Below are 26,048 nucleotides of genomic sequence, written 5' to 3'. Positions count from 1 at the left end.
CGGCACCGAGGCCGGTGCGCAGTGAGGCCAGGAGAGGAATCCCCACCATGAGCGCTCATTCCGCGCCTGAAGCGGCGCAGCACGATCCGGGTCTCAGCCGCCGCACGCTCGGCGTCCCCGCGATCACCTTCATGATCATCGCGGCATCGGCTCCCTTGACGGTCGTCGCCGGCGGCGTCACCACGTCGTTCGCGGTCACCGAGTCGCTCGGGGTACCGCTCGGCTTCCTGCTCATCGCGGTGATCCTCGCGGTCTTCGCCGTGGGGTACACGGCGATGAGCCGCTACATCACCAACGCGGGCGCGTTCTACGCCTACATCTCGCAGGGCCTCGGCCGCCCGCTCGGCGTCGGCGCGTCGCTCATCGCGCTCGTCGCCTACAACGCGATGCAGATCGGCATCTACGGTCTCTTCGGCTTTCAGCTGTCGACGTTCCTGGAGGCCAAGTTCGGCTTCGCGTCGCCCTGGTGGCTCTGGATCCTGCTCTGCATCGTCGTGGTCGGCGTGCTCGGCGTCAACCGGGTCGACCTCTCCGCCAAGGTGCTCGGCGTGCTGGTGGCCCTCGAGTTCCTGGTGGTCATCGTCTTCGACATCGTCTCCCTCGGCGCCGCTCCCGAGGGTGTGACCGCACAGACGCTGGACCCCGCGACCCTCTTCGGCCCCGCGCTCGGCATCATCCTCGTCTTCGGCGTCGCCGCCTTCATGGGCTTCGAGGGGGCCGCCATCTACGGCGAGGAGGCCAAGGACCCCAAGCGCACGGTTCCCCGCGCCACCTACGCCGCGGTCGCCATCATCGGCATCTTCTACGCCTTCAGCGCGTGGGCCTTCTCGGTCGGGATCGGCCCGTCGCAGATCGTCGAGCAGTCGCAGGCCTCCGGCCCCGACCTGATGTTCGTGTTCATGACCGACCGGGTGGGCGTCGTATTCGCCGACATCATGACCCTGCTGTTCCTCACCAGCCTCTTCGCGGCGCTGCAGTCGTTCCACAACGCGGTGGCCCGCTACTTCTTCTCGCTCGGTCGCGAGGGCGTGCTTCCTCACCGGTTCAGCCGCACCAGTGCGGCCGGCGCCCCGTGGGCCGGCTCGGTGGCGCAGACCGTGATCGCGCTCGTCGTCGTGGCCGGCTTCGCGATCACGGGAGACCCCCTCGGCGGCGCCGAGGCGATGTTCGGCGACATGGCGTTCCTGTACCCCGTGCTCACCATGTTCACGTGGCTCACCAACACGGGAGCGGCCGGGCTCGTGCTGCTCATGGCGATCATCGCGGCCGCCGTCATCGGGTTCTTCCGCCGGGACCGCCGCGGCCTCGGCGTCTGGACCGTCGTCGTCGCGCCCCTCGTCTCCGGCCTGGCGCTGCTCTGGGTGTTCATCATGATCCTGGCCAACTTCCAGCTCATGCTCGCTCAGGAGCAGCCGGACGCGACGACGTTCATCCTGCCCGGCATGATCTTCGTCGCCGGCGTCGCGGGCATCGCGTGGGGGCTGAGGCTCCGCTCGTCCAAGCCCGACGTCTACCGCCGGATCGGGCACGGCACCGAGCCCGGGGCCTACGGCACGGAGGCGGTCGACGTGGTCGGGGCGTAACGAGCTCCGCAGTTGGGGCTCGCGGTGATCTCGCTCGGCGGCGGGTACCCGCGGCTGTGCGCACTGGCGAGGCGCCCGTCGGTTCGGGGTGGTTCTTCCGGGGGGTCTGGGATCCCGGACGTCGGGGGTGGGATCTGCGTTGCCGTGGTTGCTGTGAGGCGGTGTGATGGATGCGAGGCGGTGTTGCCGCCGCGCATGATCGAAAGGAACCTCACCATGACGCTTCCCGGCGCCCGCCCCGTTCGAGCCCCTCGCGGCACCGAGATCTCCGCGAAGAGCTGGCAGACCGAGGCGCCGCTGCGGATGCTGATGAACAATCTCGATCCGGAGGTCGCCGAGCGGCCCGACGATCTGGTCGTCTACGGCGGCACGGGGCGCGCGGCCCGCAGCTGGGAGGCGTTCGACGCGATCGTCGGCACGCTGCGCGATCTGGAGGAGGATGAGACGCTGCTGGTGCAGTCGGGCAAGCCCGTGGGCGTGTTCCGCACGAGTGCGTGGGCGCCGCGGGTGCTGATCGCGAACTCGAATCTCGTCGGCGATTGGGCGACGTGGCCGGAGTTTCGCCGGCTCGAGGCCGAGGGCCTCACGATGTACGGGCAGATGACGGCGGGGTCGTGGATCTACATCGGCACCCAGGGTATTCTGCAGGGCACGTTCGAGACCTTCGCCGCAGTGGCCCGTAAGCGCTTCGCGGGTTCCCTGGCCGGAACGCTCACCCTCACGGGCGGCTGCGGCGGCATGGGCGGTGCGCAGCCTCTCGCGGTGACCCTGAACGACGGCGCCTGCCTCATCGTCGATGTCGACGAGAGCCGTCTGCGCCGACGGGCGGGCAAGCGCTATCTCGACGAGGTCGTGACCGATCTCGACGAGGCGCTCGCCCGGGTGCAGCGGGCGAAAGCGGAACGGCGCGGCTGGTCGGTCGGCCTCGTCGGCAACGCCGCCGAGGTGTTCCCCGAGATCCTGCGCCGCCACCGCGCGGGCGAGATCACGATCGACATCGTGACGGATCAGACCTCGGCGCACGACCCGCTGTCGTACCTGCCGATCGGGTACACGGTCGGGGAGTGGCGGGATCGCGCAGCGAGAGATCCCGAGGCCTTCACCCGCGACGCCCGCGCGTCGATGGCCGCGCAGGTGCGAGCCATGGTCGAGTTCCAGGACGCCGGCGCCGAGGTCTTCGACTACGGCAACTCGATCCGCGACGAGGCCCGCCACGGCGGCTACGACCGCGCCTTCGAGTTCCCCGGCTTCGTGCCCGCCTACATCCGGCCGCTGTTCTGCGAGGGCCTCGGCCCGTTCCGCTGGGCCGCGCTCTCGGGCGATCCCGAGGACATCCGCGTCACCGACGAGGCGATCCTCGAGCTCTTCCCCGAGAACGAGCATCTGCGCCGCTGGATCCGCGCCGCGCAGCAGCGCGTCGAGTTCGAGGGCCTCCCGGCCCGCATCTGCTGGCTCGGCTACGGCGAGCGGGCCCGCGCCGCGGTGCGCTTCAACGAACTCGTCGCCGAGGGCAGGCTCAAGGCGCCGATCGTGATCGGCCGCGACCACCTCGACTCCGGTTCCGTCGCCTCACCCTACCGCGAGACCGAGGCGATGGCCGACGGCTCGGACGCGATCGCCGACTGGCCGCTGCTCAACGCGCTCACCGCCGCGTCCTCGGGCGCGACCTGGGTGTCGCTGCACCACGGCGGCGGGGTGGGTATCGGCCGCTCCATCCACTCGGGGCAGGTCTCGGTCGCCGACGGCACCCCGCTCGCCGCGGAGAAGCTGCAGCGGCTGCTCACCAACGACCCGGGCATGGGCGTGATCCGGCACGTCGACGCGGGCTACCGGCGCGCCGCGGACGTGGCGGCCGAGCGCGGCGTGCGCGTGCCGATGGCGCCCGTGATCCGCAACACGGACACGGCGTGGTAGCGTGCCGCAGCGCGGGCGCCCGCGCTCCGCTGCCGCGGGTGGCGGGACGCGCATGACCTCGCTGCTGATCGACCGCATCGGCGAGCTCACCACGAACGACGATTCGCTCGGCGAGGGCCTCGGCGGCCGCCTGCGCGACGCCGCCGTGGTCGTCGAGGGGTCGCGCATCGCCTGGGTCGGGCCGGCGGCGCAGGCGCCCGCCGCCGACGAGCGCGTCGACGCCGAAGGCCGCGCCATGCTGCCGGGGTGGGTCGACTCGCACACCCACCTGGTGTTCGCGGGCGATCGCACCGCGGAGTTCGAGGCGCGCATGGCCGGCGAGGCGTACGCGGCCGGAGGCATCAACGTGACGGTCGAGGCGACGCGGGCCGCCTCCGACGCCGAGCTCTCCCGCAATCTGACCCGGCTCGTCGCCGAGGCGCGGCGCGGCGGCACCACCACGATCGAGACGAAGACCGGCTACGGCCTCACGATCGGCGACGAGGTGCGCGCAGCCCGCATCGCGGGCGAGCAGGCCGACTCGGTCACGTTCCTGGGCGCGCATGTCGTGCCCGCCGGCGAGGACCCCGAGGCCTACCTCGACCTCGTCACCGGGCCCATGCTCGACGCCGTCGCCCCCCACGTCAGCGCCGTCGACGTGTTCTGCGAGGCGGGAGCCTTCGACGAGGCCGCCACCCGGCGCGTGCTCGAGAGCGCCCGCGCGGCGGGCCTCGCCACCCGCGTGCACGGCAACCAGCTCGGCCACGGCCCGGGCGCGCGCCTGGCCGTGGAGCACGGGTCGCTGAGCGTGGACCACCTCGGGTTCCTCGAAGACGCCGACATCGCCGCGCTGGCCGGCTCCTGGGCCGAATGGCGGGACGGGGCCGGACCCCGCGGCACCGTCGCCACCGTGCTCCCCGCCTGCGACCTCTCCACTCGCGTACCACTCGCCCCCGCACGCCGACTGCTCGACGACGGCGCCGTGCTCGCGATCGCCTCCAACTGCAACCCGGGCACCTCCTACACCAGCTCGATGGGCTTCTGCGTCGCGACCGCGGTGCTGCAGATGGGACTCACGATCCAAGAAGCCGTCCGCGCGGCGACCCTCGGCGGCGCGATCGCGCTCGGCCTGCACCAGGACGGATGGCGGAACCCCCGGGGCGAAACGCAACCCGCGATCGGCGCGATCCGGCCCGGCGCCCGAGCCGACCTGCAACTGCTCGACGCGCCCTCCGCCACCCATCTCGCCTACCGCCCCGGCATGCCCCTCACCACCGCCGTCTGGCACGCAGGCAAACGCCTACACTGAACTACGCCGCACCCTCGAACATCGAGGTGACCGACCCGTCCTCGAAGACCTCGTGGATCGCCTTCGCCAGCAGCGGCGCGATCGAGAGCACCGTGAGCTTGTCGAACTGCTTCTCGGGCGGGACAGGCAGCGTGTCGGTGACGACCACCTGGTCGATGAAGTCCTGCGACAGATGCTCGGTCGCCCGGCCCGAGAAGATGGCGTGCGTGCAGGCGATGGTCACGCCTCGGGCGCCGTTCGCCTTGAGCGCCTCGGCGGCCTTCGCGATCGTGCCCCCCGTGTCGATCATGTCGTCGACCACCACGCACCAGCGATCCCTCACGGTGCCGACGATCTCGTGCACCGAGACCTGATTCGGCACGAGCGGGTCGCGGCGCTTGTGGATGATCGCGAGCGGGGCGTCGAGCTTGTCGCTCCACACGTCGGCGACGCGCACGCGGCCCATGTCGGGCGAGACGACGGTCAGGTCGTCGCGGTCGATCGTCTTCTTGAAGTGGTCGAGCAGCACCGGCATCGCGAACAGGTGGTCGACGGGGCCGTCGAAGAACCCCTGGATCTGCGGGGCGTGCAGGTCGACCGACATGATGCGGTCGGCGCCGGCGGCCTTGAACAGGTCGGCGACGAGGCGGGCCGAGATGGGCTCGCGACCGCGCCCCTTCTTATCCTGGCGGGAGTACGGGTAGAAGGGGGCGACCACCGTGATGCGCTTGGCGGAGGCGCGCTTCAGGGCGTCGACCATGATGAGCTGCTCCATCAGCCACTCGTTGATGGGGTCGGTGTGCGACTGGATGACGAACGCGTCGGAACCGCGCACGCTCTCGTCGAAGCGCGCGTACAGCTCGCCGTTGGCGAAGGTGCGCGCGTCGGTCGGGACGAGCTCGGCGCCGAGCTCGGCGGCGACCTGCTCGGCCAGCTCGGGATAGGCCCGGCCCGTGATGAGGACGAGCTTCTTCTGGCCAGCCATCTCGATCTTGCTCATGTACTAGTTCCCGCCGTCCTTCGCAGTGTTCGATCGCTCCGCCGCTTCCGCGGTGCTGGTGCCGGGCCGGTGCTCCGCCACCCACCCCTCGATGTTGCGCTGCGGCGCCACGTTGAGCGCCAGCGATCCCGAGGGGACGTCCTTCCGCACGACCGTGCCCGCCGCCGTGTACGTGCCGTCTTCAATCGTAACGGGCGCGATGAGCACGTTCTTCGAGCCGACGCGCACGGCGTCGCCCACCCGCGTCTGGTGCTTCTTCACGCCGTCGTAGTTGGCGAAGATGGTGCCCGCCCCGATGTTGCTGTCGGATCCGATGATCGCGTCGCCCACGTAGCTGAGATGCGGCACCTTGCTGCCGTCGCCGATGCGGGCGTTCTTCGTCTCCACGAAGGCGCCGATCTTGCCGCCCTCCCCGAGCTCCGTGCCGGGCCGGATGAAGGCGAAGGGGCCCACCTCGGCGGACGGTGCGAATACCGCGAGCGTGGCCTCGCTGCGGCGGATCCGGGCCCCCTCGCCCACCTCGCAGTCAACGAGCGTGGTGTCGGGCCCGATCACGGCTCCGCTCGCGATCGAGGTCGCGCCCTGCAGGAAGGTGCCGGGCAGGATCTCGACATCGGGCTCGATCGAGACATCGGCGTCGATCCAGGTGGTGGTCGGATCCTGGATCGTCACGCCGGCCCGCTGGTGCGCGCGCACGATCCGCGCGTTGAGCTCGCGGCCCGCCTCGGCCAGCTGGGCGCGATCGTTGACCCCCGCGATGAGCCACGGGTCGTCGGTCGCGACGGCCTCGACGTCGCCGCCGCTCGAGAGGATGCGGGCGGCCGCGTCGGTGAGGTACTTCTCGCCCTGAGCGTTGTTCGTGCCGATCTCGGCGAGCGCGGCCTCGATGGCGCGGCGGGCGAACACGTAGACGCCGCCGTTGATCTCGGTGATGCGGCGCTGCGCCTCGTCGGCGTCCTTCTCCTCGACGATGCCGGTCACGGCCCCGCTCGGGTCGCGCAGGATCCGGCCGAGGCCCGTGGGTTTCTCGAAGATGGCCGAGAGCATCGTCATCGCGCGGCCGCCCTCGAGGTGCCCGCTGACGAGGCGCTCGAGGGTGGTCGAGTCGATGAGCGGCACGTCGCCCGACAGCACCACGACCGAGCCCTCGAAGTCGGCGGGCAGTGCGGCGAGCGCCTGCTCGACCGCGCGGCCGGTGCCGGGAACCGCGTCCTGGTCCACGATCACCGTGTCGGGGGCGTGGTCGACGATCGCCTCCGCCACCCGATCCCGATCGTGACGCACCACCGCGAGCACGCACTCGGGCGAGAGTCGGGCGGCAGTGTCGAGCACGTGCGCGATGAGCGAGCGGCCGCCGATGCGGTGCAGCACCTTCGGCAGCGACGACTTCATGCGGGTGCCCTGCCCCGCTGCGAGGATGACGACCGCGAGTGACCTGTTCGCCATGATGTGTTCTCCGTTCTACCCCGTATCGGAACTGTTCCCGGATCAGCTCCGGTCGGAGCTGATCTCGGCGAGAGCCCGCTCCCCGCACACGGAGAAGCTTCGCTTCACTCAGCTCCGCCCCTAGGACTCGAACCTAGACCTCACAGCTCCAAAGGCTGTCGTGCTGCCATTACACCAAGGCGGATCGCGCCGCCAGGGCGCCGTACAAGTCTGCCAGATTCCCGGGGGCGTTGCGTGCGCGGGGCTGCGCACGAGGTCGCGTCGAGCCGTCTCGAGGATCGATAATGGAGGGATGAAGCACGAGGACGAGGTCGACCGGATCATCGCCGCCTGGGGGCGGGAGCGCCCGGATCTGGATCTGGCGCCGCTCACGGTCTTCTCGCGGCTGTGGCGCATCGCCAAGCACGTGGATCGCTCTCGGGCGCGCGCCTTCGAGCGCTCGGGGCTCGCCTCGTGGGAGTTCGACGTGCTCGCGGTGCTGCGGCGCGGCGGCGCACCGTTCACGCAGAGCCCCAAGGTGCTCGTGCAGCAGACCATGGTGTCGAGCGGCACCATGACCAATCGCATCGACCGCATGGTCGAGCGCGGGCTCGTGCGGCGGCTCACCGATCCCAACGACGGTCGCGGGGTGCTCGTCGAGATGACTCCGCTGGGGCTCACGCTCGTGGACGCCGCGATGACCCGGCTGAGCGACGCCGAGGAGCGGCTGCTCGGCGGCCTGCCCCGCTCGGAGCGCGATCGCCTCTCCGTGCTGCTGAAGCGGCTCGCGGCGAGCGTCGACCGCTTCGAGCCGGAGACCGAGCAGGTCGAGCCGCCGCACGCGGAGTAGCCGCGGGGCGGGCGGCCTCAGGCCCCCGGCCGGTCCTCGGGGAGTGCGGGCGTCGATGCAGGCGGGCGGCGCAGGGTGCCGGATCCGCCCGCCTCGAAGGCCGCGGCGTAGCCGAGCAGCTGCGGGTCGGCGTAGGCGGCCCCCGCGAAGGTGAGGCCGACCGGCATGCCGATGTCGCTCATGATCCCCATGGCGACCGTGACGCTCGGAATCCCGAGGTGGCGCAGCGCGTAGTTGCCGTTCGAGAAGAACACGCCGTTCGACCAGGCGTGGTCGGCGGCGTCGATGTCGCGCTCCGCGTTCTCGCGAGCCGCGTCGGCGTTCGCCGGGAACACGACGCCGTCGAAGCCGTTCTCGGCGAGCCACGACTCGAAGAGCTCCTCGCGCAGTCTCACGAGGGCTCGCAGCCCGTCCGCGAAGTCGGGCCGCTCGCGCGGATCCGGGATTCCCCGCTGCGCGTACGCGACGGTTTCGCGGTAGCGATTCTCGTAGTCCTCGACCTCCTCGTAGCGGTCGGGCAGCGTGCCTGGAGGCCGCGGGAAGATCCGATCCGGATCCACCACCGCCAGTTCGGGAATCGCGGGATCGCCGTTGGCCCGGAGGAAGTCGTCCCAGCCGAACGCGAGGAAGTCGGTGAACTCGGTGTCCATCCACCCCTCGGGCAGCACGCCCAGCGCGCCGACGTTCTCCTGGCCCGGGCGGTCGCCCTCGTACTGCTCGATGAGCGGGAAGCCGGTCACCACGATCTCGGCACCGAGCGTCTCGAGCCGTTCGCGCGCGGCCTCCCACAGCGCGAGCACCGACGGCCGCACCGCGATCGGGAACGCCGGGTCCTCGCCGAGGTACATGCGCGGCACCGCGAAGCGCTTGCCTGCGAGTGCCCCCGGCTCGAGGAGCTCCAGGTACGAGGCGGGCCGGTGCTCGCTGGGTGTCGGCAGCTCGACCACTTCCTGGTTGCGCCAGAAGTCGCCGCGGGTGACCGGATCGTCCTGCACGAGCACGTCGAGCAGCCGCAGCATGTCGGGCACCGAGCGGGTGTGCGGCACCACGACGTCGCGGGCGGGGAACAGCGGCCAGTTGCCGCGGATCGACAGGATGCCCCAGCTGGGCGTGTAGGCGCAGAGCCCGTTGTTGGACGCGGGGCTGCGACCGGACGACACGGTCTCCTCCCCCATGCCGAAGACGGCGAGGTTGGCGGCGGTCGAGACTCCCGAGCCGTTGGACGACCCCGACGCGTAGGCCGCCGCCAGGTAGTCGCGGTTGTAGGGGCTCTCGGCGCGCCCGTAGACGCCGCGCTGCATCCCGCCGTCCGCCATCGGGGGCATGTTGGTCTTGCCGATCAGCACCGCGCCCGCCTCGCGCAGCTTCGCGACCGAGAACGCGTCCCACTGCGCCACGAGGTCCTCGAACGCCGGGGACCCCGACGCGACGGTGAGCCCCTCGACCATGTACGAGTCCTTCACCGTGAAGGGAACGCCCTCGAGGGGACGCGCCGCTCCCGCGGCCAGGCGGCGGTCCGACTCGGCGGCCTCCTCGAGCGCGCGCGGGTTCGGCACGACGACGGCGTTCAGCCCGTCGGGGCCCCGGTCGTACGCCTCGATGCGCGCGAGATACCGCCCGGTGAGCCAGGTGCTCGTGATCTCGCCTCGGCGCAGGGCGTCGAGCACGTCCGCGATGCTCGCCTCGATCAGGTCGAATGATTCGGTGCGGTCGTTCACGGTCCCTCGTCTCTCTTGCTGCGGCCGTTGCCGGTCACGGCCGTCCGCCGTATCCTGAAAATAGTTTCAGTTCTGAGCGGGCCGGTGTCAAGTGCCGCGCGCGATTCCAGCGGGAGGGAACGGCGACGATGGCGAGCGAGACGCGCGAGCGCATCATCGAGGCGTGCGAGCGGGTCATCGCGCGCGGCGGGCTGCGCGGTTTCCGCATGGGCGACGTGGCGCACGAGGCCGGCGTCTCGATCGGGCTGCTCTCCTACCACTTCGGCGATCGCGACGGGCTGCTGCAGGCGGCCCTCGACCACGTGAACGAGAGCGCGGCGCGGCGCTCCGAGCAGGGGGCGGCGCGGGAGCCCGCGGACGAGCCGCGACCGCCCGGGGAGCGGCTCGCCGACCTGCTGTGCTCGGAGTTCGGCGACGAGCCGCAGGTGCGCGCGGGATCCATCGCGTGGAACGAACTGCGGGCCGCGGCCGTGTTCGATCCGGATCGGGCCGCGGCGGTCACCCGCGCCACCGCCGACTGGCAGTCGGAGGTGCGCCGGCTGATCGGCGAGGCCGCGCACCACGCCGAGCCGGACACGGCCGCGCTGGTCCTCACGGCCCTCGTGGAGGGGCTCTCCGGACGCTGGCTCACCGGGCAGACCACCGCGCACGAGGCGCAGGAGGCGGTGCGCGCGGCGCTGCGAGGTCTGGGTCTGCTCACGACGTCCCTCTGACCCCTGGCTCGATCCCGACCGCTCGCGCCGCACCCGCGCGATTCTCCACGACCCGGCGCAGGATCTCTCCGAGCCACCGTGCCACCGGAGGGATCCCGCGGCGCTGCGTCACGAACATCACGCGCCGCTCCCCCAGATCCTGCACCGTGGGGCGCAGCACGACGTCGAAGTCCGCATCGACGGCGGCCGCAGTCGTGAGCGCGCACCCCAGTCCCTCCTCGACCAGCCCGTGAATCATGTAGAGGTCGTCCGTGCGCATGAGCGCGCGCACCGGGTGCCCCATCGCGTGGCAGACCCGGCGCAGCACCCGATCCGAGGCCTCGTCATCGCTGCGGCTGCACAGCCAGGCGACGCCCGCCAGCTGCGCGAAATCGAGCGTCTCGTGTCGGGCCCACTCGCTCTCGCGGGCTGTCATCACGCGGTACGGCTCGGACAGCAGCGTCTCACGAGCGAGATCCGGCGCCTCGAACGCCGGCTCGGCCGAGGCATCGTAGATCAGGCCGGCGTGCACTTCGCCGCTCCGCAGCAGCCGCACCACCTCAGTGGGCTCGGCCTCGACCACCTCGACGCGCACCGAGGTGCGCTGCTGCAGTTCGGAGATCGCGGCGGGCAGCAGCCGTGAGCCGAGCGAGGCGAAGGCGCCCACGCGCAGCGTGACGAGCCCAGCGTCGCGCTGATCCGCCACCGCCTGCTCGGCGCGATCGAGACGTTCGAGGATCCCCTCGATCTCCTCTGCGAACGATGCTCCGATGGGCGTCAACCGGCTGCCGGAGCGTCCGCTCTCCACGAGCTTCACCCGGAGATGCGATTCGAGTCCGCGCAGGTGGTGCGTCACGGTCGGCACGCCGTAGTGCAGCGCCCCGGCCGCGCGCGTGAGGCTGCCGTGCTCCCGCACGGCGAGCAGCACGCGGAACTGCTGCAGATTCATCATGGAATAGAGACTATGCCACCGACAACGAAAAGCTGATATATCGTCTGAGTGGCCGGATGCCTACGCTGAGTCCATGTTCGCTCCCCGCCAGTTCGAGACCCCCTACGCCGATGCGCTGCGCTCCCTCGCCGAACACGACTGGCAGCGCCTGCACGTCCCCGCCCACCAGGGGCGGGCTGAGAACGCCCCGGGACTCGCACAGCTGGTGGGTGCGGAAGCGCTGGGCATCGATGTTCCGATGCTGTTCAGCGGGGTGGATCAGGTCACCTGGCAGCTCGCCGCCCCCGGCCGGGCCACTCCGCTCATGCGGGCGCAGGAACTCGCGGCGGAGGCACGGGGGGCGCGTCGCGTCTGGTTTCTGACCAACGGCTCGTCGGGCGGCAATCACATCGCCACGACGGTCGCACGGGGCCTGGGCACGGAGCTCGTCGTGCAGCGCAGCGTGCACTCCAGCGTGATCGACGGGCTCACTCGCGTCGGGCTCTCTCCGCACTTCGTGCACGGTACGCTCGACGCCGAGCTCGGTTCGTCCCACGGCGTCACCGCCGCGCAGGTCGAGGAGGCCCTGGTCGAGCACCCGGCGAGCGCAGCCGTCTACATCGTCTCCCCCAGCTACTTCGGGGCCATCGCGGATGTCGAGGCCATAGCCGAAGCGGCGCACGCCCACGGCGTCCCGCTCATCGTCGACGAGGCCTGGGGCTCTCACCTCGGTCTGCACCCGGATCTGCCGGTGAACGCCGTTCGCCTCGGTGCCGACCTCCTGATCTCGAGCACGCACAAGGGCGCGGGCTCCCTCACGCAGTCGGCCGTACTGGAGCTCGGACACGGAGAGCACGCCGGCCGGATCGAGACGCTCGTGGACCGGGTCGTGCGCTCGTACCAGTCGACCAGCAGCAGCGCCCTGCTGCTCGCTTCGATCGATGAGGCCCGGCGTTTCATCGTGACGCGTCCGGATGTCGTGGAACGCGCGCTCCGGAGCGCCCAGGAGATCCGCGGCCTGCTGCACGAGGACCACCGCTTCCAGGACGCGACGCCGGACATCCTCGCCTACCCGGACGTGGTCGCCGTCGACCCGTTCAAGATCGCGATCGACACCCGCGGGGCCGGCATCACCGGCCACGCGGCACAGCACCTGCTGCTCCGCGACCATCGCATCTACTGCGAGCTGTCGACGCCGTCGGCGCTCCTCCTCCTCATCGGCGCGACCTCCCCCGTCGATGTGGGGAGGTTCTGGGAGGCGCTCACGTCGCTGCCCAGGGCAGAGCCGCAGCCGGAACGCTCGTTCCCCCTCCCCTCGGCCTGCTCGCGGGCCATGGGCCTCGACGAGGCGTTCTTTGCACCGGTCGAGGCGGTGCCGTACGACCGCGCGCCCGGCCGCGTCTCGGCTGATTCACTCGCCGCATACCCGCCGGGTGTGCCGAACGTCCTACCGGGCGAGATCCTGAGCGAAGAGGTCGTCTCATTCCTTCGCCGCACCGCCGCTTCGCCCACCGGATACGTTCGAGGAGCGGTGGATGCGGAGCTCCGGACATTCCGCGTCGTCGCGCAGTGACCCGCGCTGCTCGGGGACGGCCGCGAACCGCGACGCCGCCGCCCTCCGAGCGCGCCGAAACCCGCTAACCGGAGACGCGCGCCGCGTCTCGCGCGGCAAGCGCGAACCAGAGCCCCATCCGGATGTCGGGTGAGTCCAGGTCTGCGCCGAGGTGGACCTCGATGCGGGCGATGCGTTTCACGAGGGTCTGGCGGTGAATGCCGAGCTGTCGGGCTGCGGGGTCCCAGCGACCGTGATGGGCGAGGAAGGCCCTGAGGGTATCGACGAGCTCGTCGCGCTGCCCGCTCGATTCGAGCCCCTCCAGGGGCGCGAGCGCCGTGGCTGTGAAAGTGGCGAGCGCCGCAGGCGGCGCGAGTCCGATGATCCGGTCGTAGTAGCGCAGTTCGCGGAAGTGCACGATGTGCGTCTCGTTCCGGCGCCGCGCATGCGAGAGCGCGAGAGAGGCCTGGTTGTAGGAGAGATGCAGCTGCGAGAGCCGGGCCGGCTCGCCGATGCCGATCTGGATGGCCGTGCTCTCGAAGCGCTCCGCCAGGCGGTCGAACTCCTGCTCGCTCTCCGTGCTGCTCGTCGTGATCAGCGAGTACACGCCCGGAGCGTCTCGATCCTGCACCGTGATGCTCGTACCGCTGCGCGGCGAGAACACGTCGTGCAGCTTCCTGATGACGCTCTCCGGAGGCGTGTTGGGGATCCAGGCCCTGGCGACCGTCAGCGGAGCGCTCGGGCTCAGCCCCAGACCCGCAGCGGCGTGCGAGAACCGTTCCGGAGGCGTGTCGGGGTCGAGCAGCGTGTCGCCGAGCAGATTGGCCGCCGCCATGCGCTGCGGAGAGAGGCTCAGACGCTGCTCGAGGACGAACGAGAGCAGGGACGCAGCGCTCGCCGCGATCATCCGTTCGGAGGTGTCCGGCGGAGCCGACTGTCCGAGCAGCAGCATGCCGCGCACCCGGCCGGGTGCGCCCAGCGGGTGTATCGAGATGTGCTTTCCGCTCCGGTCCGAGACCGAGACCGCGGTGCCGGATTCCAGCACCCGCTCCAGATCCGGCAGAAGGGCCGGATCCATCAGGGCAGCGGCCGCGGGATACGCCTCGAGCACCTGACCGCTCGGCGCTACGACGCTCGCCCAACCACCGGTGAGCTCGGCGAGTCGTGAGACGAGCCCCCCGATCGCATCTCCCGAGAGCGCGATGTGGGTGAGCTGCTGCTGCGCTCGGTACGCGAGCTGGGTGACCCTGAAGCGCTCGGCGGCCTGCTGAGCTGCGACGTGCTCGGCGATCACGATGAAGGGGGTGTCGAACGGAACCTCGATGAGCGGCATTCCCAGCTGATCGGCCCGCTCACGCATCCGTTCCGGCACCGCCGAATGCATCCACGACTCCTCGCCGATGCCGAAGCCGATACCCGCGATACCGTGCTCGTGCAGCTTCTCGACGTACTCGGCCATCGACTTCGCCGAGCCGAGCCGCACCGCGGTCGTCAGCAGGAACTCACCGCCCTGCACCCAGGGCGTCGGGTCCTGCACGTCGCTCACATGGACCCAACGCACCTCGGAATCGAGACCCTCCGCCCCGGCCAGCAGCACCAGGCCCGTATCGGGGATCTCGAGGATCGATCGGACGGTCACCTTCACGGGATCATCATATACATATAAGTGTTTTCATTTTGTCTAGGTGTCGTAAATGTATATATCTCTGCGTCGCTCCGTCCCTTACGGTGGGGTTCGAAGGCTCAATAGCTCGGCCCGTTCCGGCCACAGACCTGGAGGCAGATTTCAATGTCGAAACACACACGCCGCTTCGCGTTGCTCGCGTCAGCAGCCGCGCTTCTCCTCTCGGGCTGCGCCGTCAACGACTCGCAGGACGGCGGCCCGAACGCCGGAGGCGACAGCGTCACGTTCGGGTGGCTCCTCCCCCAGACCGGCCCGATCGCCAGCCTCGGTGCCCCGCAGATCGCGGCCCTCGAACTCGCGGCCGCCGACATCAACGAGGCCGGCGGAGTGCTGGGTGCCGAGTTGAGCTTCAGCGGCGGCGACGAAGCCGGCGACCCCGCCATCGCGGGCCAGGCCGTCGACCGGCTGCTGTCGGAGGGCGTCCCCGTGATCATCGGCGCCGGTTCCTCGTCCATCTCGCTCTCCGTCATCGACAAGATCACCGGCAGCGGCACGGTGCAGTGCTCGGGCATGAACACGACTCCCGAGCTCAGCGACTACCCCGACAACGGCCTCTACTTCAGAACCGTGCCATCCGACGTTCTCCAGGGAGCGGTCCTGGCGCAGCGGATCGCCGACGACGGCGGTGAGAACATCGCGATCATCTCGCGCAGCGACTCCTACGCGACCGGCATCGCGAATGCGACGGCGGCCGCCATCGAAGAAGCCGGCATGAACGTGGCGAAGCGCGTGGACTACGATCCGAACGCCACCAACCTCGACGCCGAGGTGCGCTCGATCGTCTCGGCGCAGCCCGACTCCATCGTCATCTTCGCATTCGACGAGGGTTCGAAGATCCTGCAGGGTCTCATCCAGGCGGGTGCGGGTCCCGCGGACGTGCAGCTCTACGGCACCGACGCGATGCCGATCGCCTCCCTCGCCGAATCGGTCGACCCGTCCAACCCGGCGGCCCTCGAGGGTATGACCTTCACGCAGGCGTCCTCGGGCGAGGGGGGATCGTTCTCGAAGCGCCTGCTGCAGGAGAACCCCGATCTCGAGACCACGGCCTTCACCCCCTACTTCTACGACTGCGCCATGCTCAGCGCACTGGCCATGGAGCAGGCCGGATCAGCCGATCCCGCCGATTTCTCCTCGGAGATGATCGCGCTCACGAACGGCGGCGAAGAGTGCACGAGCTACGCCGACTGCAAGGCGAAGATCGCCGAGGGCGCGGACGTGCAGTACGTCGGCGCAGCGGGCCCGCTGCGGTTCAGTGAGGCCGGTGAGCCCACGACCGGTCTCTACGATGTGCTCGTCATGCAGGCCGACGGCAGCACCCAGACGGTCGACACCGTACGCGAGCCGCAGAGCTGATGAGCACGTCGAGTCCGACGAAGACTCTCGCGCTGGGTTCGGGTCCCGAGTCCGCGAAGCGCGGCGGTCGGGCGGCGCCGCGGATCCTTGCGGTCGGCGGAGTCGTCCTCCTGCTCCTGATTCTCGGCGCCGTCACGCAGGGAGCCGGCCCCACCCTGCAGAGCGTGGTCGACGGCCTCCGTCTCGGCCTGGTGCTCTCCCTGATCGGCGTGGGGCTCTCCCTGATCTTCTCCACCACCGGTATCTTCAACTTCGCGCAGGGAGAGTTCGCCACGCTCGGCGCGGGCGCGGCGCTCCTCCTCAACTCGGGGCTCGGCCTGCCGCTGATCCTCTCCGCGCTCGTCGCGGTGGCGCTCGGAGCGGCCTTCGGCATCACGAGCGAGAAGCTGCTGTGGCGAGCGCTGCGGGCGAGGCGGGTGGGCACCATCAGCACCCTGGTCGTGGCCATCGGGCTCGGCATCGCACTGCGCAACCTCCTCCTGGCGTTCATGGGCGGCAGCAGCCGGTCGTACACCGAATTCGCGGTGCAGAGCCCCGTCAGGTTCGGCGGGGTGGACATCACTCCCAAGGCGCTCTGGTCGATCGCCGTCTGCCTCGTCGCGCTCGGCCTGCTCGCGCTGTTCCTCAAGCGCACCCGTGCGGGCCAGGCGATCCGCGCGGTCGCCGACGACCCCACTCTCGCCTCCGCCACCGGTATCGCGACCGGTCGGCAGCTTACCCTCGTCTGGGCGATCGGCTCGGCCTTCGCCGCGCTCGGCGGCGTGCTGCTCGGGCTCGTGGAGCAGGTGCGGTGGGACATGGGCAATCAGCTGCTGCTGCTCGTCATCGCCGGTGTCACCCTCGGCGGACTCGGCACCGTGCTCGGCGCGGTCATCGGCAGCGCGCTGATCGGCATCGCGACGCAGGCGAGCACACTCTGGATCCCTGCCGAGCTGAAGTACGTCACCGCTCTCGCGCTGCTGGTGCTGATCCTGCTCTTCCGCCCCCAGGGCCTCTTCGGACGGAAGGAGCGCGTCGCATGAACCCGTCTTCCCGCCTCCCCGTCACGCGCATCGGAACGGAGGGCCCTTCGTGGACGGCATGAGCATCCTCGTCGACGGGCTCCGAGCGGCCCTCGCCCCCACCTGCGCCGCATACGCGATAGCCGCGCTCGGACTGAACCTGCAGTTCGGCTTCGCCGGACTCATCAACCTCGGGTTCGCCGGCAGCATGGCCGCGGGAGCCTACGGACTCGCGGTGACCGTGAGCCTCGGCGGCGGCTTCTGGCTCGGCATCCTTATGGCCCTCATCGCGACAGGCCTGTTCTCACTGCTCGTCGCGCTGCCGACCGTTCGGCTGCGGGCCGACTATCTGGCGATGACCACAATCGCAGCGGCCGAGATCCTGCGTCTCGTACTTCGCTCGAGCTGGGCGCAGCCCCTCACCGGCGGCGTGTACGGCATCCAGCGCTTCGCCGACGAGTTCTACGCGCTCAGCCCCTTCCCCGCCGACCAGTACGCGCTCGGCCCCGTCATCGTCAGCGGCCGCACCCTCTGGCTGCTCGTCGTCGCGTGGGCACTCGTCGCGCTGATCGCGCTGGGGCTGTGGCTGCTGCTGCGGGGTCCCTGGGGCAGGCTGCTGGCGGGTGTGCGCGAGGACGAGTCCCTCGTGACGAGCTTCGGCAAGAACACGTTCCTGGTCAAGGTGCAGGTGATGCTGCTCGGCGGACTGCTGGGCGCGATCGCCGGAGTCGTCCTCGCGGTCGACCAGCAGAACGTCAACCCCGACAACTTCGCGGCGACCACCACCTTCCTCCTGTTCGCCATCGTGATCCTCGGCGGCAGGGCGAAAGTCTTCACCCCGATCCTGGGGGCCGTGGCGTTCTGGCTGATCATCTCGATGACCGACGGGGTGCTGCGCGGGATCGCGGATCTCTCGAGCGCGAGCGGCGGCTGGTTCGGACAGGAGCAGGCCGGAGCCATGCGGTACGTGCTGGTCGGGATCGTGCTCATCCTCGCGATCGTCTTCCGCCCGAACGGGCTGTTCGTGAGGAGCGGTGCTCCCCGGATGAAAGCGACGGTGGCAGCGTGATGACGACGTTCCCCGAACCCATGCTGACCGCGACCTCCGTCAGCCGATCCTTCGGCGGCGTGAAGGCCGTAGACGTCGCGGAGTTCGCCGTGCCCACGGGCAGGCTCACGGGCCTCATCGGACCGAACGGCGCGGGCAAATCGACGCTCTTCAACATCCTCACCGGTTTCGAACGGGCCGACTCCGGCGCCTGGCACTTCATGGGCGAGGACATCACCGGCGTTCCCGGCTACCGGATCGCCCGCTCCGGTCTCGTTCGCAGCTTTCAGCTCACGCGCCTCGTCCCCGGCATGAGCGTGCTCGAGAATCTCCTGCTCGCCGCCCCCGAGCAGCCCGGCGAGCGTCTCGCGCTCGCCGGGCTGTCGCCCGCGTGGCGGCCCCGGGAGAACGCCAACACGGCGCGCGCGGAGGAGCTGCTGGCCCGGGTCAGGCTGTTCGAGAAGCGGGACGAGGATGCGGCCGGCCTGTCCGGGGGTCAGCGCCGTCTGCTGGAGATCGCGCGGTCGCTGATGCTGGAGCCGAAGCTGCTGATGCTCGACGAGCCCCTCGCCGGGGTAAACCCGGCTCTGCGGGAGACCGTCATGCAGCACCTCGTAGAGTTGCGGGACGAGGGACTCACGATCCTGTTCATCGAGCACGACATGGACGCGATCATGAATCTCAGCGACCACGTGATCTGCATGGGCGGCGGTGCGGTCATCGCCGTCGGCACCCCCGCCGAGGTCGCCTCCTCCCCCGAGGTGGTGGAGGCCTATCTCGGCAAGGGCGGAACGGGTACGCCACTCACGGTGGCGGGTGCGTCGAGCTCGACCGGCACGGAACCGCCTAAGCTCGTGGTGACCGGAATCGTCGCCGGCTACCAGCCGGGCAACCCGATCGTCAACGACGTCTCGGCCGAGGTGCGCCCCGGTGAGATCGTCGCGATCATCGGAGCAAATGGCGCCGGCAAGTCGACGCTGCTGAAGGCGGTCGCGGGAGAGGTCCGAGTGAGCGAGGGCGGGATCGCGCTCGACGGCGAGCCGATCGAGAGGCTCCCCATGCACCGGCGGGTCGATCGGGGCATCGGCTACGTGCCGCAGTCGAGCAACGTGTTCCCGAGCCTCACCGTGCTCGAGAACCTGCGCATGGGCGGCTACGCGCAGCCGAGAGAGACCGAGGGCCGGATAGCGGAGGTGCTCGAAAGCTTCGAGGTGTTGAAACCCCTGCTCGGCCGTCTCGCCGGTTCGCTCTCGGGCGGCCAACGGCAGTCGGTCGCGATGGCCCGTGCCCTGGTCGGCGGACCGCGCATCCTGCTGCTCGACGAGCCGTCGGCGGGTCTCTCCCCCTCCGCGCAGGAGATCACGTTCGAGCAGGTGCAGCGGATCGCCGAGTCAGGCGTGGGCGTGCTCATCGTCGAGCAGAACGCACGCGAGTGCCTCGCCATCAGCGATCGCGCCTATGTGCTCGAGCAGGGCCGGGTGGCGCTCACGGGCACCGGCCCGGAGCTGCTGCACGACGAGCGCGTCATCGAACTCTATCTCGGCTCGTTGCGCACCGGCGGCGGGACGGACCCGAGGAACACGACCACCGATTCAGAAGGAAGCTAGATGAACCACCAAACAGGCAGCCCGCGGTCCTTCGATCTCGTAGCCGTGCCCTACGACGGAGCGGCCACCCTCGGCTGGCCGGGATCCCGGTACGCGCCCGGCAAGATCAGGGAGGCGCTAGGCTGGATCACGATGCGCGCCGAGAACGGCCATGTGTACTCAGTGGAGACCGAGGAGCTCAGGCCCGCGCCCGATCTCCGCATCGACCTCCCCGATGTGGACGTGGTGCCGCACGATCTGATGGCCACCCTCGACGCGGCATCGGCAACGGTGTCCGATACGGTCCGGCACGGTCGCGTGCCGATCCTGCTCGGAGGAGACGACTGCCTGCTCTACGCCGGCGTCAAGGGCCTGCACGACGCGGTCGAGGGATCGGTCGCCGTCGTGCACTTCGACGCGCACCTCGATCTCATGGACCACAACCCGAGGCAGGGCAGCTTCAGCCAGTCGAGCGGGATGCGCCGCTCACTTGAGCTCGAGCGCGTGGATCACCGCCACACCATCCAGCTGGGCCTCAGGCACTTCAATTTTCCCTCGTCGCTCGAGTTCATCAGGCGGGAGGGTCCGGCCCAGATCCCGGCGCTGGAGTTCTCGCGGATCGGGGTCGAGGCGGCCATGGAGCGCATCCTCGACCGGGTGCGATCCGCCGAACACCTGTTCTTCAGCTTCGACATCGACACGATCGATCCCGCCTACGCCCCGGGTGCGGGAGCGCATGAGCCGGGTGGACTCACCTCGCGCGAGGGCATCGAGCTCGTGAAGGCGCTGGCGCCCTACGCCGACGGCTTCGCGGTGACCGAGGTCAACCCGATGACCGACCTGGGCGACCGGACCTCGAACCTCGCCGCCTACCTCTGCTATTACTTCGCGATGTTCGGCGGAGAACGGCGGAGAGCATGAGCGCACCGGCGGACGGCGTCTTCCGGCGCCGAGACGGGGCCCGCACCTACGGCTACGAGGTCGGGGTCGTGTGCCTCGATTTCGATTCGCCGTTCATCCCGGGGGACGTCGGGCACGCGGCGACCTTCGGCGCGCCGACCCTGTACCGGCGGGTGCCCCGTCTCAGCGTGCCCGCGATCCTCGCCGATGCCGGCCGCGAGTTCGAGGGGGCGGTCGTCGAGGCTGCCGGTGCTCTCGCCGGTGAGGGCACCGGGATCGTGACGAGCAACTGCGGCTTCATGATCCGCTACCAGGCCGCGGTTGCGAGGGCGCTCCCCGGGAGTCAGGTCCTGCTGTCGAGCCTGCTGCAGCTGCCCCTGATCGCGGCGATGCTGGGCGACACCGTGCCGATCGGCATCGTGACCGCCGACTCCCGAACCCTGACCGAGGGGTTCCTGCGCGAGGAGTTTCCCGGTCTCCCGAGTCCGTTGCTGGTCGCCGGTCTCGAGGAGGCTCCGAGCTTCCACTACACCATGTTCGGCCCGGGCGACGCACTCGACCGCCCGGCCGTCGCCGAGGAGGTCGTCACGGCCTCCGCCGGACTGCATCGGGTCGGGGCCGGCGCGATCCTGTTCGAGTGCGCGGCCCTGCCCGCCTATGCCGCCGAGACGCAGCGGCGCACCGGGCTGCCCGTCTACGACTTCACGACGATGGTCGGGCTCGCGATGAACGCTGCGCACCGCCGCCCGTTCTGACCGGCGCGCAGCGCCTCGCCGCATGGCGCCGGCGCCGGCCACGGGCGACCGATGACGATACGAAAGGAAGCAGCGCGATGAACTGGAAGGTGCTTGCAGGCTGGCACGCGGACGAGCCGGAACTGGCGAGGGTGCGCGATGGCCTCGGCCCCGACGCGGAGGTGCAGGGCCTCTCCTGGTCACCCGGCCTCGATATACCCTACGGAGCGGAGCGGAGCGAGTACCTCGCGAAAGCCGCCGATGCCGACGCGATCCTGACGTGGACCCTCCCCGACGAGGTCGTGGAGGCCGCCGCTCGACTGCGCTTCGTGGCATGGATGCACTCGGGGTGCGACCGCTTGCCGCTGCGGTCGATGGCCGAGCGCGGTATCCGGCTGGCCAATGTCCCGAACGCGCATCAGCCCGCCATCTCCGAGCACGCCTGGGCGCTCGTCCTCGCGTGCGTGAAGCAGATCGTGCGGAAGCACGCCGAGCACGTCGCCGGCCAGTTCGTGCCCTACTGGAGGGACGGCGGCGTCGGGAGCGTTCTCCACGGCAGTACCATCACCATCGTCGGCGCCGGGCAGATCGGCACCCGCGTCGCGGCGGTGGCCCGGGCGTTCGAGATGGAGGTGCGCGTCGTCCGCCGTAACCCTGCGGCGCCGACCCCGTCAGCCGACCGGGTCTACGGCCAGGGCGGACTGCACGAGGCCCTGCGCGGAGCCTCGGTCGTGGTGCTGGCGGCTCCGTCCACCGACCTCACACGGGGCATGATGGACCGCGCGGCGTTCGCGGAGATGGATCCGGGGGCCTGTCTCGTCAACATCGCACGCGGCGACCTGGTGGTCGAGCGCGCGGTCTACGACGCTCTGACCTGCGGCGAGCTCGGCGCGTTCGCCTCTGACGTCTGGTGGGACTACGAGGATGCGATGCCGCCCGGCCGGCACTTCAGCACCCCCTCGCGGCTCGGCGTGCACCGCCTACCGAATGTGGTCGTGTCGGGCGATCAGGCCTCGAACGCCTATTTCGTGCGGGACGTGATGCTCGAGAGCGGCGTCTCGGATCTGCGCGCCATGCTCGACGGCCGTCGCGCCGACCATGAGGTGAATCTCCTGGCCGGCTATTGACGCGCCGTCGAGCCTGCGCGCGACCTCGAGACGTTCGCCCGGCCGGCGGGAGCAGCGGGAGCCGGGCGCCCCTAGGCGAACGCCGAGACTCCCGTGATGTCGCGGCCGATGATGAGCGCCTGCACGGTCTCGGTGCCCTCGTAGGTGTGCAGGGCCTCGATGTCGGCGAAGTGGCGGGCGACGCGGTTCTCGAGCAGGATCCCGTTGCCGCCGAGCAGGTCGCGCGCGTTGCGGGCCATGTCGCGGGCCGTGCGGGTGGCGGTGTACTTGCCGAGAGATGCCGCGGGGCCCGAGAGCTCGCCCCGCTCCTCGGCGCGCGTGAGCTGCATGAGCAGCGACTGCAGCGAGGTGAGCTGGCTGAGCATCTCGGCAAGGCGCGCCTGCACGATCTGCGAGGCGGCGAGCGGGCGGCCGAACTGCACGCGCTGCTTCGCGTAGTGCACCGCGGTCTCGTAGACGGCGGTGGCCTGCCCGAGCGCCCCCCAGGCCACACCGAGCCTCGTGGCCTGCAGCACGCGCGCGGTGTCCTTGAAGCTGCGTGCGCCCGGCATCCTGGCGCTCGCCGGCACGCGCACGCCGTCGAGTTCGATGCGCGCCTGCCAGATGCCGCGCAGCGACACCTTGCCCCCGATCGTCGACGCGCGGTAGCCGGGCGAGTCCTGCGGCACGAGGAAGCCCTGCACCTGTCCGTCGCCGCCGCGAGCCCAGACGACGGCGATCTGGCCGACGCTGCCCGAGCCGATCCACTTCTTGTGCCCGGTGATCACGTAGTGGTCGCCGTCCGCATCGGCGCGGGTCTCGAGGCTGACGGAGTCGGATCCGTGCGTCGGCTCGGTCAGGGCGAAGGCCCCGAGCTCGGTGCCGCGGGAGAGCGGCTCGAGCCAGCGGTCCCTCTGCTCGTCCGATCCGCAGAGGGCGATGGATCGCAGGGCGAGCCCGCCCTGCACGCCCACGATCGTGGCGATGGAGCCGTCGCCGCGGGAGAGCTCCATCGTGGTGAGGCTGGCCGCGAGCAGGCTCTGCTCGGGGAAGCCGGGCACCTCGATCCCGTCGCGCAGCAGGTCGAGCTCGCCGAGCCGGCGGGCCAGATCGAGCGGGTACTCCGCGCGGTCCCAGATGCCGGCGATGACGGGTCGCACCTCGGTCTGCACGAACTCGCGCGCGCGGTCCCGGTAGGCGAGGTCGTCGGACGACACGCCGCGGAACACGCCCGCGGCATCGGGATCGAGCGGCTCCCAGAGCTCGTACTCGGGCTCCTCGGTTCCCTGGCTGACGGGGGCTGGCCGCGTGTTCGACATCGAAGGTCCTCTCTGCGCCGCTCCTGCACCGGCGCCCTGCTTCGAGCATGCCTGAGACCCGGTCTCACGTCAACCCCGCCCCGATCTTCATCCGGGACGAAGGCGGCACCGATTCGCCATTTTCGACACTGAAACCTAGTGCCAATACCTGGCCCTGTGCTAACTTCTGCGTATGGTCACCAGAGCCCCCCGCACCGCGGCTGCGCCCGACAGCTCGGCGGCGGCGATCCGCCGCCTCGCCGAGCGCGGCTACGACGCGACGACGGCCGAGGACCTCGCCGACGCGGTGGGCATGAGCCGCAGCACCTTCTTCCGCCGCTTCGGCAGCAAGGACGACGTCGTCTTCGCCGATCACGACCAGGCCCTCGCGCAGCTGGAGTCCTTCCTCGAGACGACCCAGCTGCCCGCCGGCGAGGCGCTCGTCGAGGGCACGGCCGACGTGCTGCGCCTGCTGATCCGCGATCCGGAGGCCGCCCGCCTGCGCTCCGACCTCATGCGCCACACACCGTCGCTGCGCGACCGGGAGCTCATCATCACGCACCGCTACGAGCGCGTCTTCGCGCGCTACATCCGGGAGAAGCTGCAGCCCTGCAGCCCCGGCTGGGCTGCCGCGGCCCTCGCGGCCTCGCTCGTCGCGGTGCACAACGCCACCCTGCGCGACTGGCTGCGCGACCGGGTGGCGGACGCCCCGAGGGCGGTGACGCGGGATCTGCGCCAGCTCACGGCGCTCTTCGAGCACTGGCTCTCCCCCGAGGCGGCCGAGGGCGGCCGGCGCGTACTCGTCGCCGTCTACGACGCCGCGGGATCGCCCGACGCCGTGCTGGGCGCGGTCGCGGCGCAGCTGGGGCGGGAGCAGTAGGCTTCGCCACGGTTCCCGAGCGGAATCGAATCGATTGTGATCGCCCGGCCGGGTGCACGCCCGCTCCGCTTCCAACCGGGTCGAGAGCGGAGTTTCCCGGCCATGTCCCGCTCAACACCCCGGCAACTCCGCTCTCAAGGAGCCTCCTCCACAGGATGAGGGATCCTGCTCGCCTCCGGCCAGGCGTCCTCGAGGGACCGAGCCCACTCGAGGGCCTGAACCCTCGAGGATCCAGGACCGGCCGAGCCAACCACCGCCTCGCCAGAGCGCTGCCCCGAGCTTCGCCCACAGCCAGCATTCTGCGCCCAGGAAGGCGAAAAACTGTGTACATCTCGGCAAATGCCCCACTGAGCGCCCCAGCCTGAGGGAATGACCCCCGGACTCAGCGCAGACGATGCTTTCGCCGAACGCCCGTTCCTCGTTCGCGACGCCCTGCGCCTCGGATACGGCGCGGACGTGTTCGACCACCCGCGCTGGCATCGGCCCTTCCGGGGCGTACGATCGAAGCTACCGCTTCCCGGCCACCTCAGCGGGCGAGCGCTGCAGTATCTCCCCCGGTTGCGCCCGCACGATCGCTTCAGCCACGCCACCGCACTCGCGATCCTCGGCTGCCCCATCCGGGTTCCGAAGAACGCGCCGGTCGACGTGTCCAGCCCCGAGCGCCCCGGCCCGGTCGCCTGTCGCGGCACGCGGGGGCACCGGCACCGGTCTCCGTCGGAGGAGTACCTCGCGGCGCACCCGGACCACGACCATTGGATCCCTACCACCCCGCCCCTCGAAGCAGTGCTGCAGTCAGCGATCGGGCTGCCCTTCCCGGAGCTGGTGGTCGCGCTCGACTTCCTCCTACTGCCAGACCCGAAACGATACGACCAGCACCTGCACATCTCCCCGGAGGAGCTCCGGCGGTTCGCCGCAACGGCGAGGGGACGCGGGGCGGCACGGTTCCGCGAGGCAGCGGCGCTCGCGAGGGTGGGCGCGGAGTCGCGGATGGAGACGCTGATGCGTCTGGCGAACGCCCGCGTCGGCGGGCCCGAGCTGCGACTTCAAGCCGAGTTGCGAAGCGCCGCCGGGGAATGGATCGGCCGCTTCGACGGCGTCGATGACGGGACCCGCAGCATCTTCGAGTACGACGGCGAGCAGCACGTTCTCTCGCGGAGACAGCGCCGCCGGGATCCCCGCAAGCACCAGGCCGCACGCGACGCGGGCTGGCGGCTCATGGTGCTCTACAGCGAGGACGTCCTGGTGCCGGGCGCGGAGGCCGGCCGCAGGATGCTCGCGTTCAGCGGACGCGAGCAGCGGCCCATCCGCGCGGCACTCGCCCGGTTGCTCGACGAGCGATCGGGCGACGACACGGAGTCCGCGGTCCCACTCCCGCGGCGCGAGTGGGAGCCGTGATCCGGCGCACCCTGGGCCGGTGGATCGGGCGCCCGCCCGAAAAAGCCGGTCGAGAGCGGAGTTTCCCGGCCGTTTCCCCTGCCGCAGCCCCGAAACTCCGCTCTCGCGACCGGGCAGCGGTATCGACGCCG

Annotated in this window: 21 protein-coding genes and 1 tRNA gene; 15 read left to right on the top strand and 7 right to left on the bottom strand. The window is 70.5% G+C overall.

Going from position 1 to position 26,048, the window contains the following annotated elements; genetic code table 11:
• The first annotated feature begins 47 nt into the window (after window positions 1-47).
• The 3 genes from D1J51_RS07980 to hutI all read left to right on the top strand — a co-directional run bounded on the left by D1J51_RS07980 (window position 48) and on the right by hutI (window position 4,785).
• Window positions 48-1,583, top strand: a complete 1,536-nt coding sequence (locus D1J51_RS07980; protein WP_240423048.1) for an APC family permease — start codon at window positions 48-50, stop codon at window positions 1,581-1,583.
• Window positions 1,584-1,799: 216 nt separating this feature from the next.
• A complete protein-coding gene (gene hutU / locus D1J51_RS07975; protein WP_119074668.1) occupies window positions 1,800-3,497 on the top strand; it encodes a urocanate hydratase in 1,698 nt (565 codons plus the stop codon).
• 52 nt (window positions 3,498-3,549) lie between these two features.
• Complete coding sequence (gene hutI / locus D1J51_RS07970) at window positions 3,550-4,785, top strand: imidazolonepropionase (RefSeq protein WP_119074643.1); 1,236 nt, start codon at window positions 3,550-3,552, stop codon at window positions 4,783-4,785.
• Window position 4,786: 1 nt separating this feature from the next.
• Here hutI and D1J51_RS07965 read toward each other — a convergent pair whose 3' ends face one another.
• From D1J51_RS07965 to D1J51_RS07955, 3 genes are all read right to left on the bottom strand, one after another.
• Window positions 4,787-5,764, bottom strand: a complete 978-nt coding sequence (locus tag D1J51_RS07965; RefSeq protein WP_119074642.1) for a ribose-phosphate diphosphokinase — start codon at window positions 5,762-5,764, stop codon at window positions 4,787-4,789.
• A gap of 3 nt (window positions 5,765-5,767) precedes the next feature.
• Entirely contained in the window at window positions 5,768-7,210 is a 1,443-nt protein-coding gene (glmU, locus tag D1J51_RS07960; RefSeq protein WP_119074641.1) for a bifunctional UDP-N-acetylglucosamine diphosphorylase/glucosamine-1-phosphate N-acetyltransferase GlmU, read from the bottom strand.
• Between the two features lie 112 nt (window positions 7,211-7,322).
• Window positions 7,323-7,394, bottom strand: a tRNA-Gln gene (locus D1J51_RS07955).
• Between the two features lie 108 nt (window positions 7,395-7,502).
• Between D1J51_RS07955 and D1J51_RS07950 the strand changes: the two genes are divergently transcribed.
• Window positions 7,503-8,039 (top strand): MarR family winged helix-turn-helix transcriptional regulator, encoded by a 537-nt coding sequence (locus tag D1J51_RS07950; protein WP_119074640.1) that lies wholly within the window; start codon window positions 7,503-7,505, stop codon window positions 8,037-8,039.
• Window positions 8,040-8,056: 17 nt separating this feature from the next.
• On the opposite strand, the gene D1J51_RS07945 is transcribed toward D1J51_RS07950, so the two are convergent.
• Complete coding sequence (locus tag D1J51_RS07945) at window positions 8,057-9,757, bottom strand: amidase (RefSeq protein WP_119074639.1); 1,701 nt, start codon at window positions 9,755-9,757, stop codon at window positions 8,057-8,059.
• A gap of 128 nt (window positions 9,758-9,885) precedes the next feature.
• On the opposite strand from D1J51_RS07945, the gene D1J51_RS07940 reads away from it, so the two are divergent.
• Window positions 9,886-10,470, top strand: coding sequence for a TetR/AcrR family transcriptional regulator (locus D1J51_RS07940; protein WP_119074638.1), 585 nt, complete (start codon window positions 9,886-9,888; stop codon window positions 10,468-10,470).
• On the opposite strand, the gene D1J51_RS07935 is transcribed toward D1J51_RS07940, so the two are convergent.
• Window positions 10,454-11,401, bottom strand: a complete 948-nt coding sequence (locus D1J51_RS07935; protein WP_119074637.1) for a LysR family transcriptional regulator — start codon at window positions 11,399-11,401, stop codon at window positions 10,454-10,456. The two genes, D1J51_RS07940 and D1J51_RS07935, sit on opposite strands and share 17 nt — an antisense overlap.
• A gap of 73 nt (window positions 11,402-11,474) precedes the next feature.
• On the opposite strand from D1J51_RS07935, the gene D1J51_RS07930 reads away from it, so the two are divergent.
• On the top strand, window positions 11,475-12,953 hold the full coding sequence (locus D1J51_RS07930; RefSeq protein ID WP_119074636.1) for an aminotransferase class I/II-fold pyridoxal phosphate-dependent enzyme: 1,479 nt from the start codon (window positions 11,475-11,477) through the stop codon (window positions 12,951-12,953).
• 64 nt (window positions 12,954-13,017) lie between these two features.
• Here the strand turns inward: D1J51_RS07930 and D1J51_RS07925 are convergent, their stop codons facing one another.
• Window positions 13,018-14,577: a PucR family transcriptional regulator gene (locus D1J51_RS07925; protein WP_119074635.1), complete on the bottom strand. Its 1,560-nt coding sequence runs from the start codon at window positions 14,575-14,577 to the stop codon at window positions 13,018-13,020.
• Window positions 14,578-14,721: 144 nt separating this feature from the next.
• Here D1J51_RS07925 and D1J51_RS07920 point away from each other — a divergent pair, with 144 nt between their 5' ends.
• The 7 genes from D1J51_RS07920 (at window position 14,722) to D1J51_RS07890 (ending at window position 22,365) form a co-directional block, all read left to right on the top strand.
• The gene (locus D1J51_RS07920; RefSeq protein ID WP_119074634.1) at window positions 14,722-15,969 is read left to right on the top strand and encodes an ABC transporter substrate-binding protein; all 1,248 of its coding nucleotides are present in this window, start codon (window positions 14,722-14,724) and stop codon (window positions 15,967-15,969) included.
• On the top strand, window positions 15,969-16,991 hold the full coding sequence (locus D1J51_RS07915; RefSeq protein WP_119074633.1) for a branched-chain amino acid ABC transporter permease: 1,023 nt from the start codon (window positions 15,969-15,971) through the stop codon (window positions 16,989-16,991). The genes D1J51_RS07920 and D1J51_RS07915 overlap by 1 nt, the downstream gene beginning before the upstream one ends.
• 58 nt (window positions 16,992-17,049) lie before the next feature.
• Window positions 17,050-18,039 carry a branched-chain amino acid ABC transporter permease gene (locus D1J51_RS07910; RefSeq protein WP_240423050.1) on the top strand — a complete coding sequence of 330 codons (990 nt, stop codon included), beginning with the start codon at window positions 17,050-17,052 and terminating at the stop codon, window positions 18,037-18,039.
• Window positions 18,039-19,625 (top strand): ATP-binding cassette domain-containing protein, encoded by a 1,587-nt coding sequence (locus D1J51_RS07905; RefSeq protein WP_119074631.1) that lies wholly within the window; start codon window positions 18,039-18,041, stop codon window positions 19,623-19,625. The genes D1J51_RS07910 and D1J51_RS07905 overlap by 1 nt, the downstream gene beginning before the upstream one ends.
• On the top strand, window positions 19,626-20,525 hold the full coding sequence (locus D1J51_RS07900; RefSeq protein ID WP_119074630.1) for an arginase family protein: 900 nt from the start codon (window positions 19,626-19,628) through the stop codon (window positions 20,523-20,525).
• Entirely contained in the window at window positions 20,522-21,259 is a 738-nt protein-coding gene (locus D1J51_RS07895; RefSeq protein WP_119074629.1) for an aspartate/glutamate racemase family protein, read from the top strand. The genes D1J51_RS07900 and D1J51_RS07895 overlap by 4 nt, the downstream gene beginning before the upstream one ends.
• A 77-nt stretch (window positions 21,260-21,336) precedes the next feature.
• Complete coding sequence (locus tag D1J51_RS07890) at window positions 21,337-22,365, top strand: NAD(P)-dependent oxidoreductase (protein WP_119074628.1); 1,029 nt, start codon at window positions 21,337-21,339, stop codon at window positions 22,363-22,365.
• A 71-nt stretch (window positions 22,366-22,436) separates the two neighbouring features.
• On the opposite strand, the gene D1J51_RS07885 is transcribed toward D1J51_RS07890, so the two are convergent.
• Window positions 22,437-23,663 carry an acyl-CoA dehydrogenase family protein gene (locus tag D1J51_RS07885; protein WP_119074627.1) on the bottom strand — a complete coding sequence of 409 codons (1,227 nt, stop codon included), beginning with the start codon at window positions 23,661-23,663 and terminating at the stop codon, window positions 22,437-22,439.
• A gap of 172 nt (window positions 23,664-23,835) precedes the next feature.
• Here D1J51_RS07885 and D1J51_RS07880 point away from each other — a divergent pair, with 172 nt between their 5' ends.
• A complete protein-coding gene (locus tag D1J51_RS07880) occupies window positions 23,836-24,522 on the top strand; it encodes a TetR/AcrR family transcriptional regulator (protein WP_119074626.1) in 687 nt (228 codons plus the stop codon).
• Between the two features lie 369 nt (window positions 24,523-24,891).
• The gene (locus D1J51_RS07875) at window positions 24,892-25,917 is read left to right on the top strand and encodes a hypothetical protein (RefSeq protein ID WP_119074625.1); all 1,026 of its coding nucleotides are present in this window, start codon (window positions 24,892-24,894) and stop codon (window positions 25,915-25,917) included.
• Window positions 25,918-26,048 lie beyond the last annotated feature (131 nt).

The sequence above is a fragment of the Leucobacter sp. wl10 genome (genome assembly GCF_003569785.1).
Lineage (GTDB): Bacteria > Actinomycetota > Actinomycetes > Actinomycetales > Microbacteriaceae > Leucobacter.
This window is presented reverse-complemented; position numbering and strand designations above follow the sequence as displayed.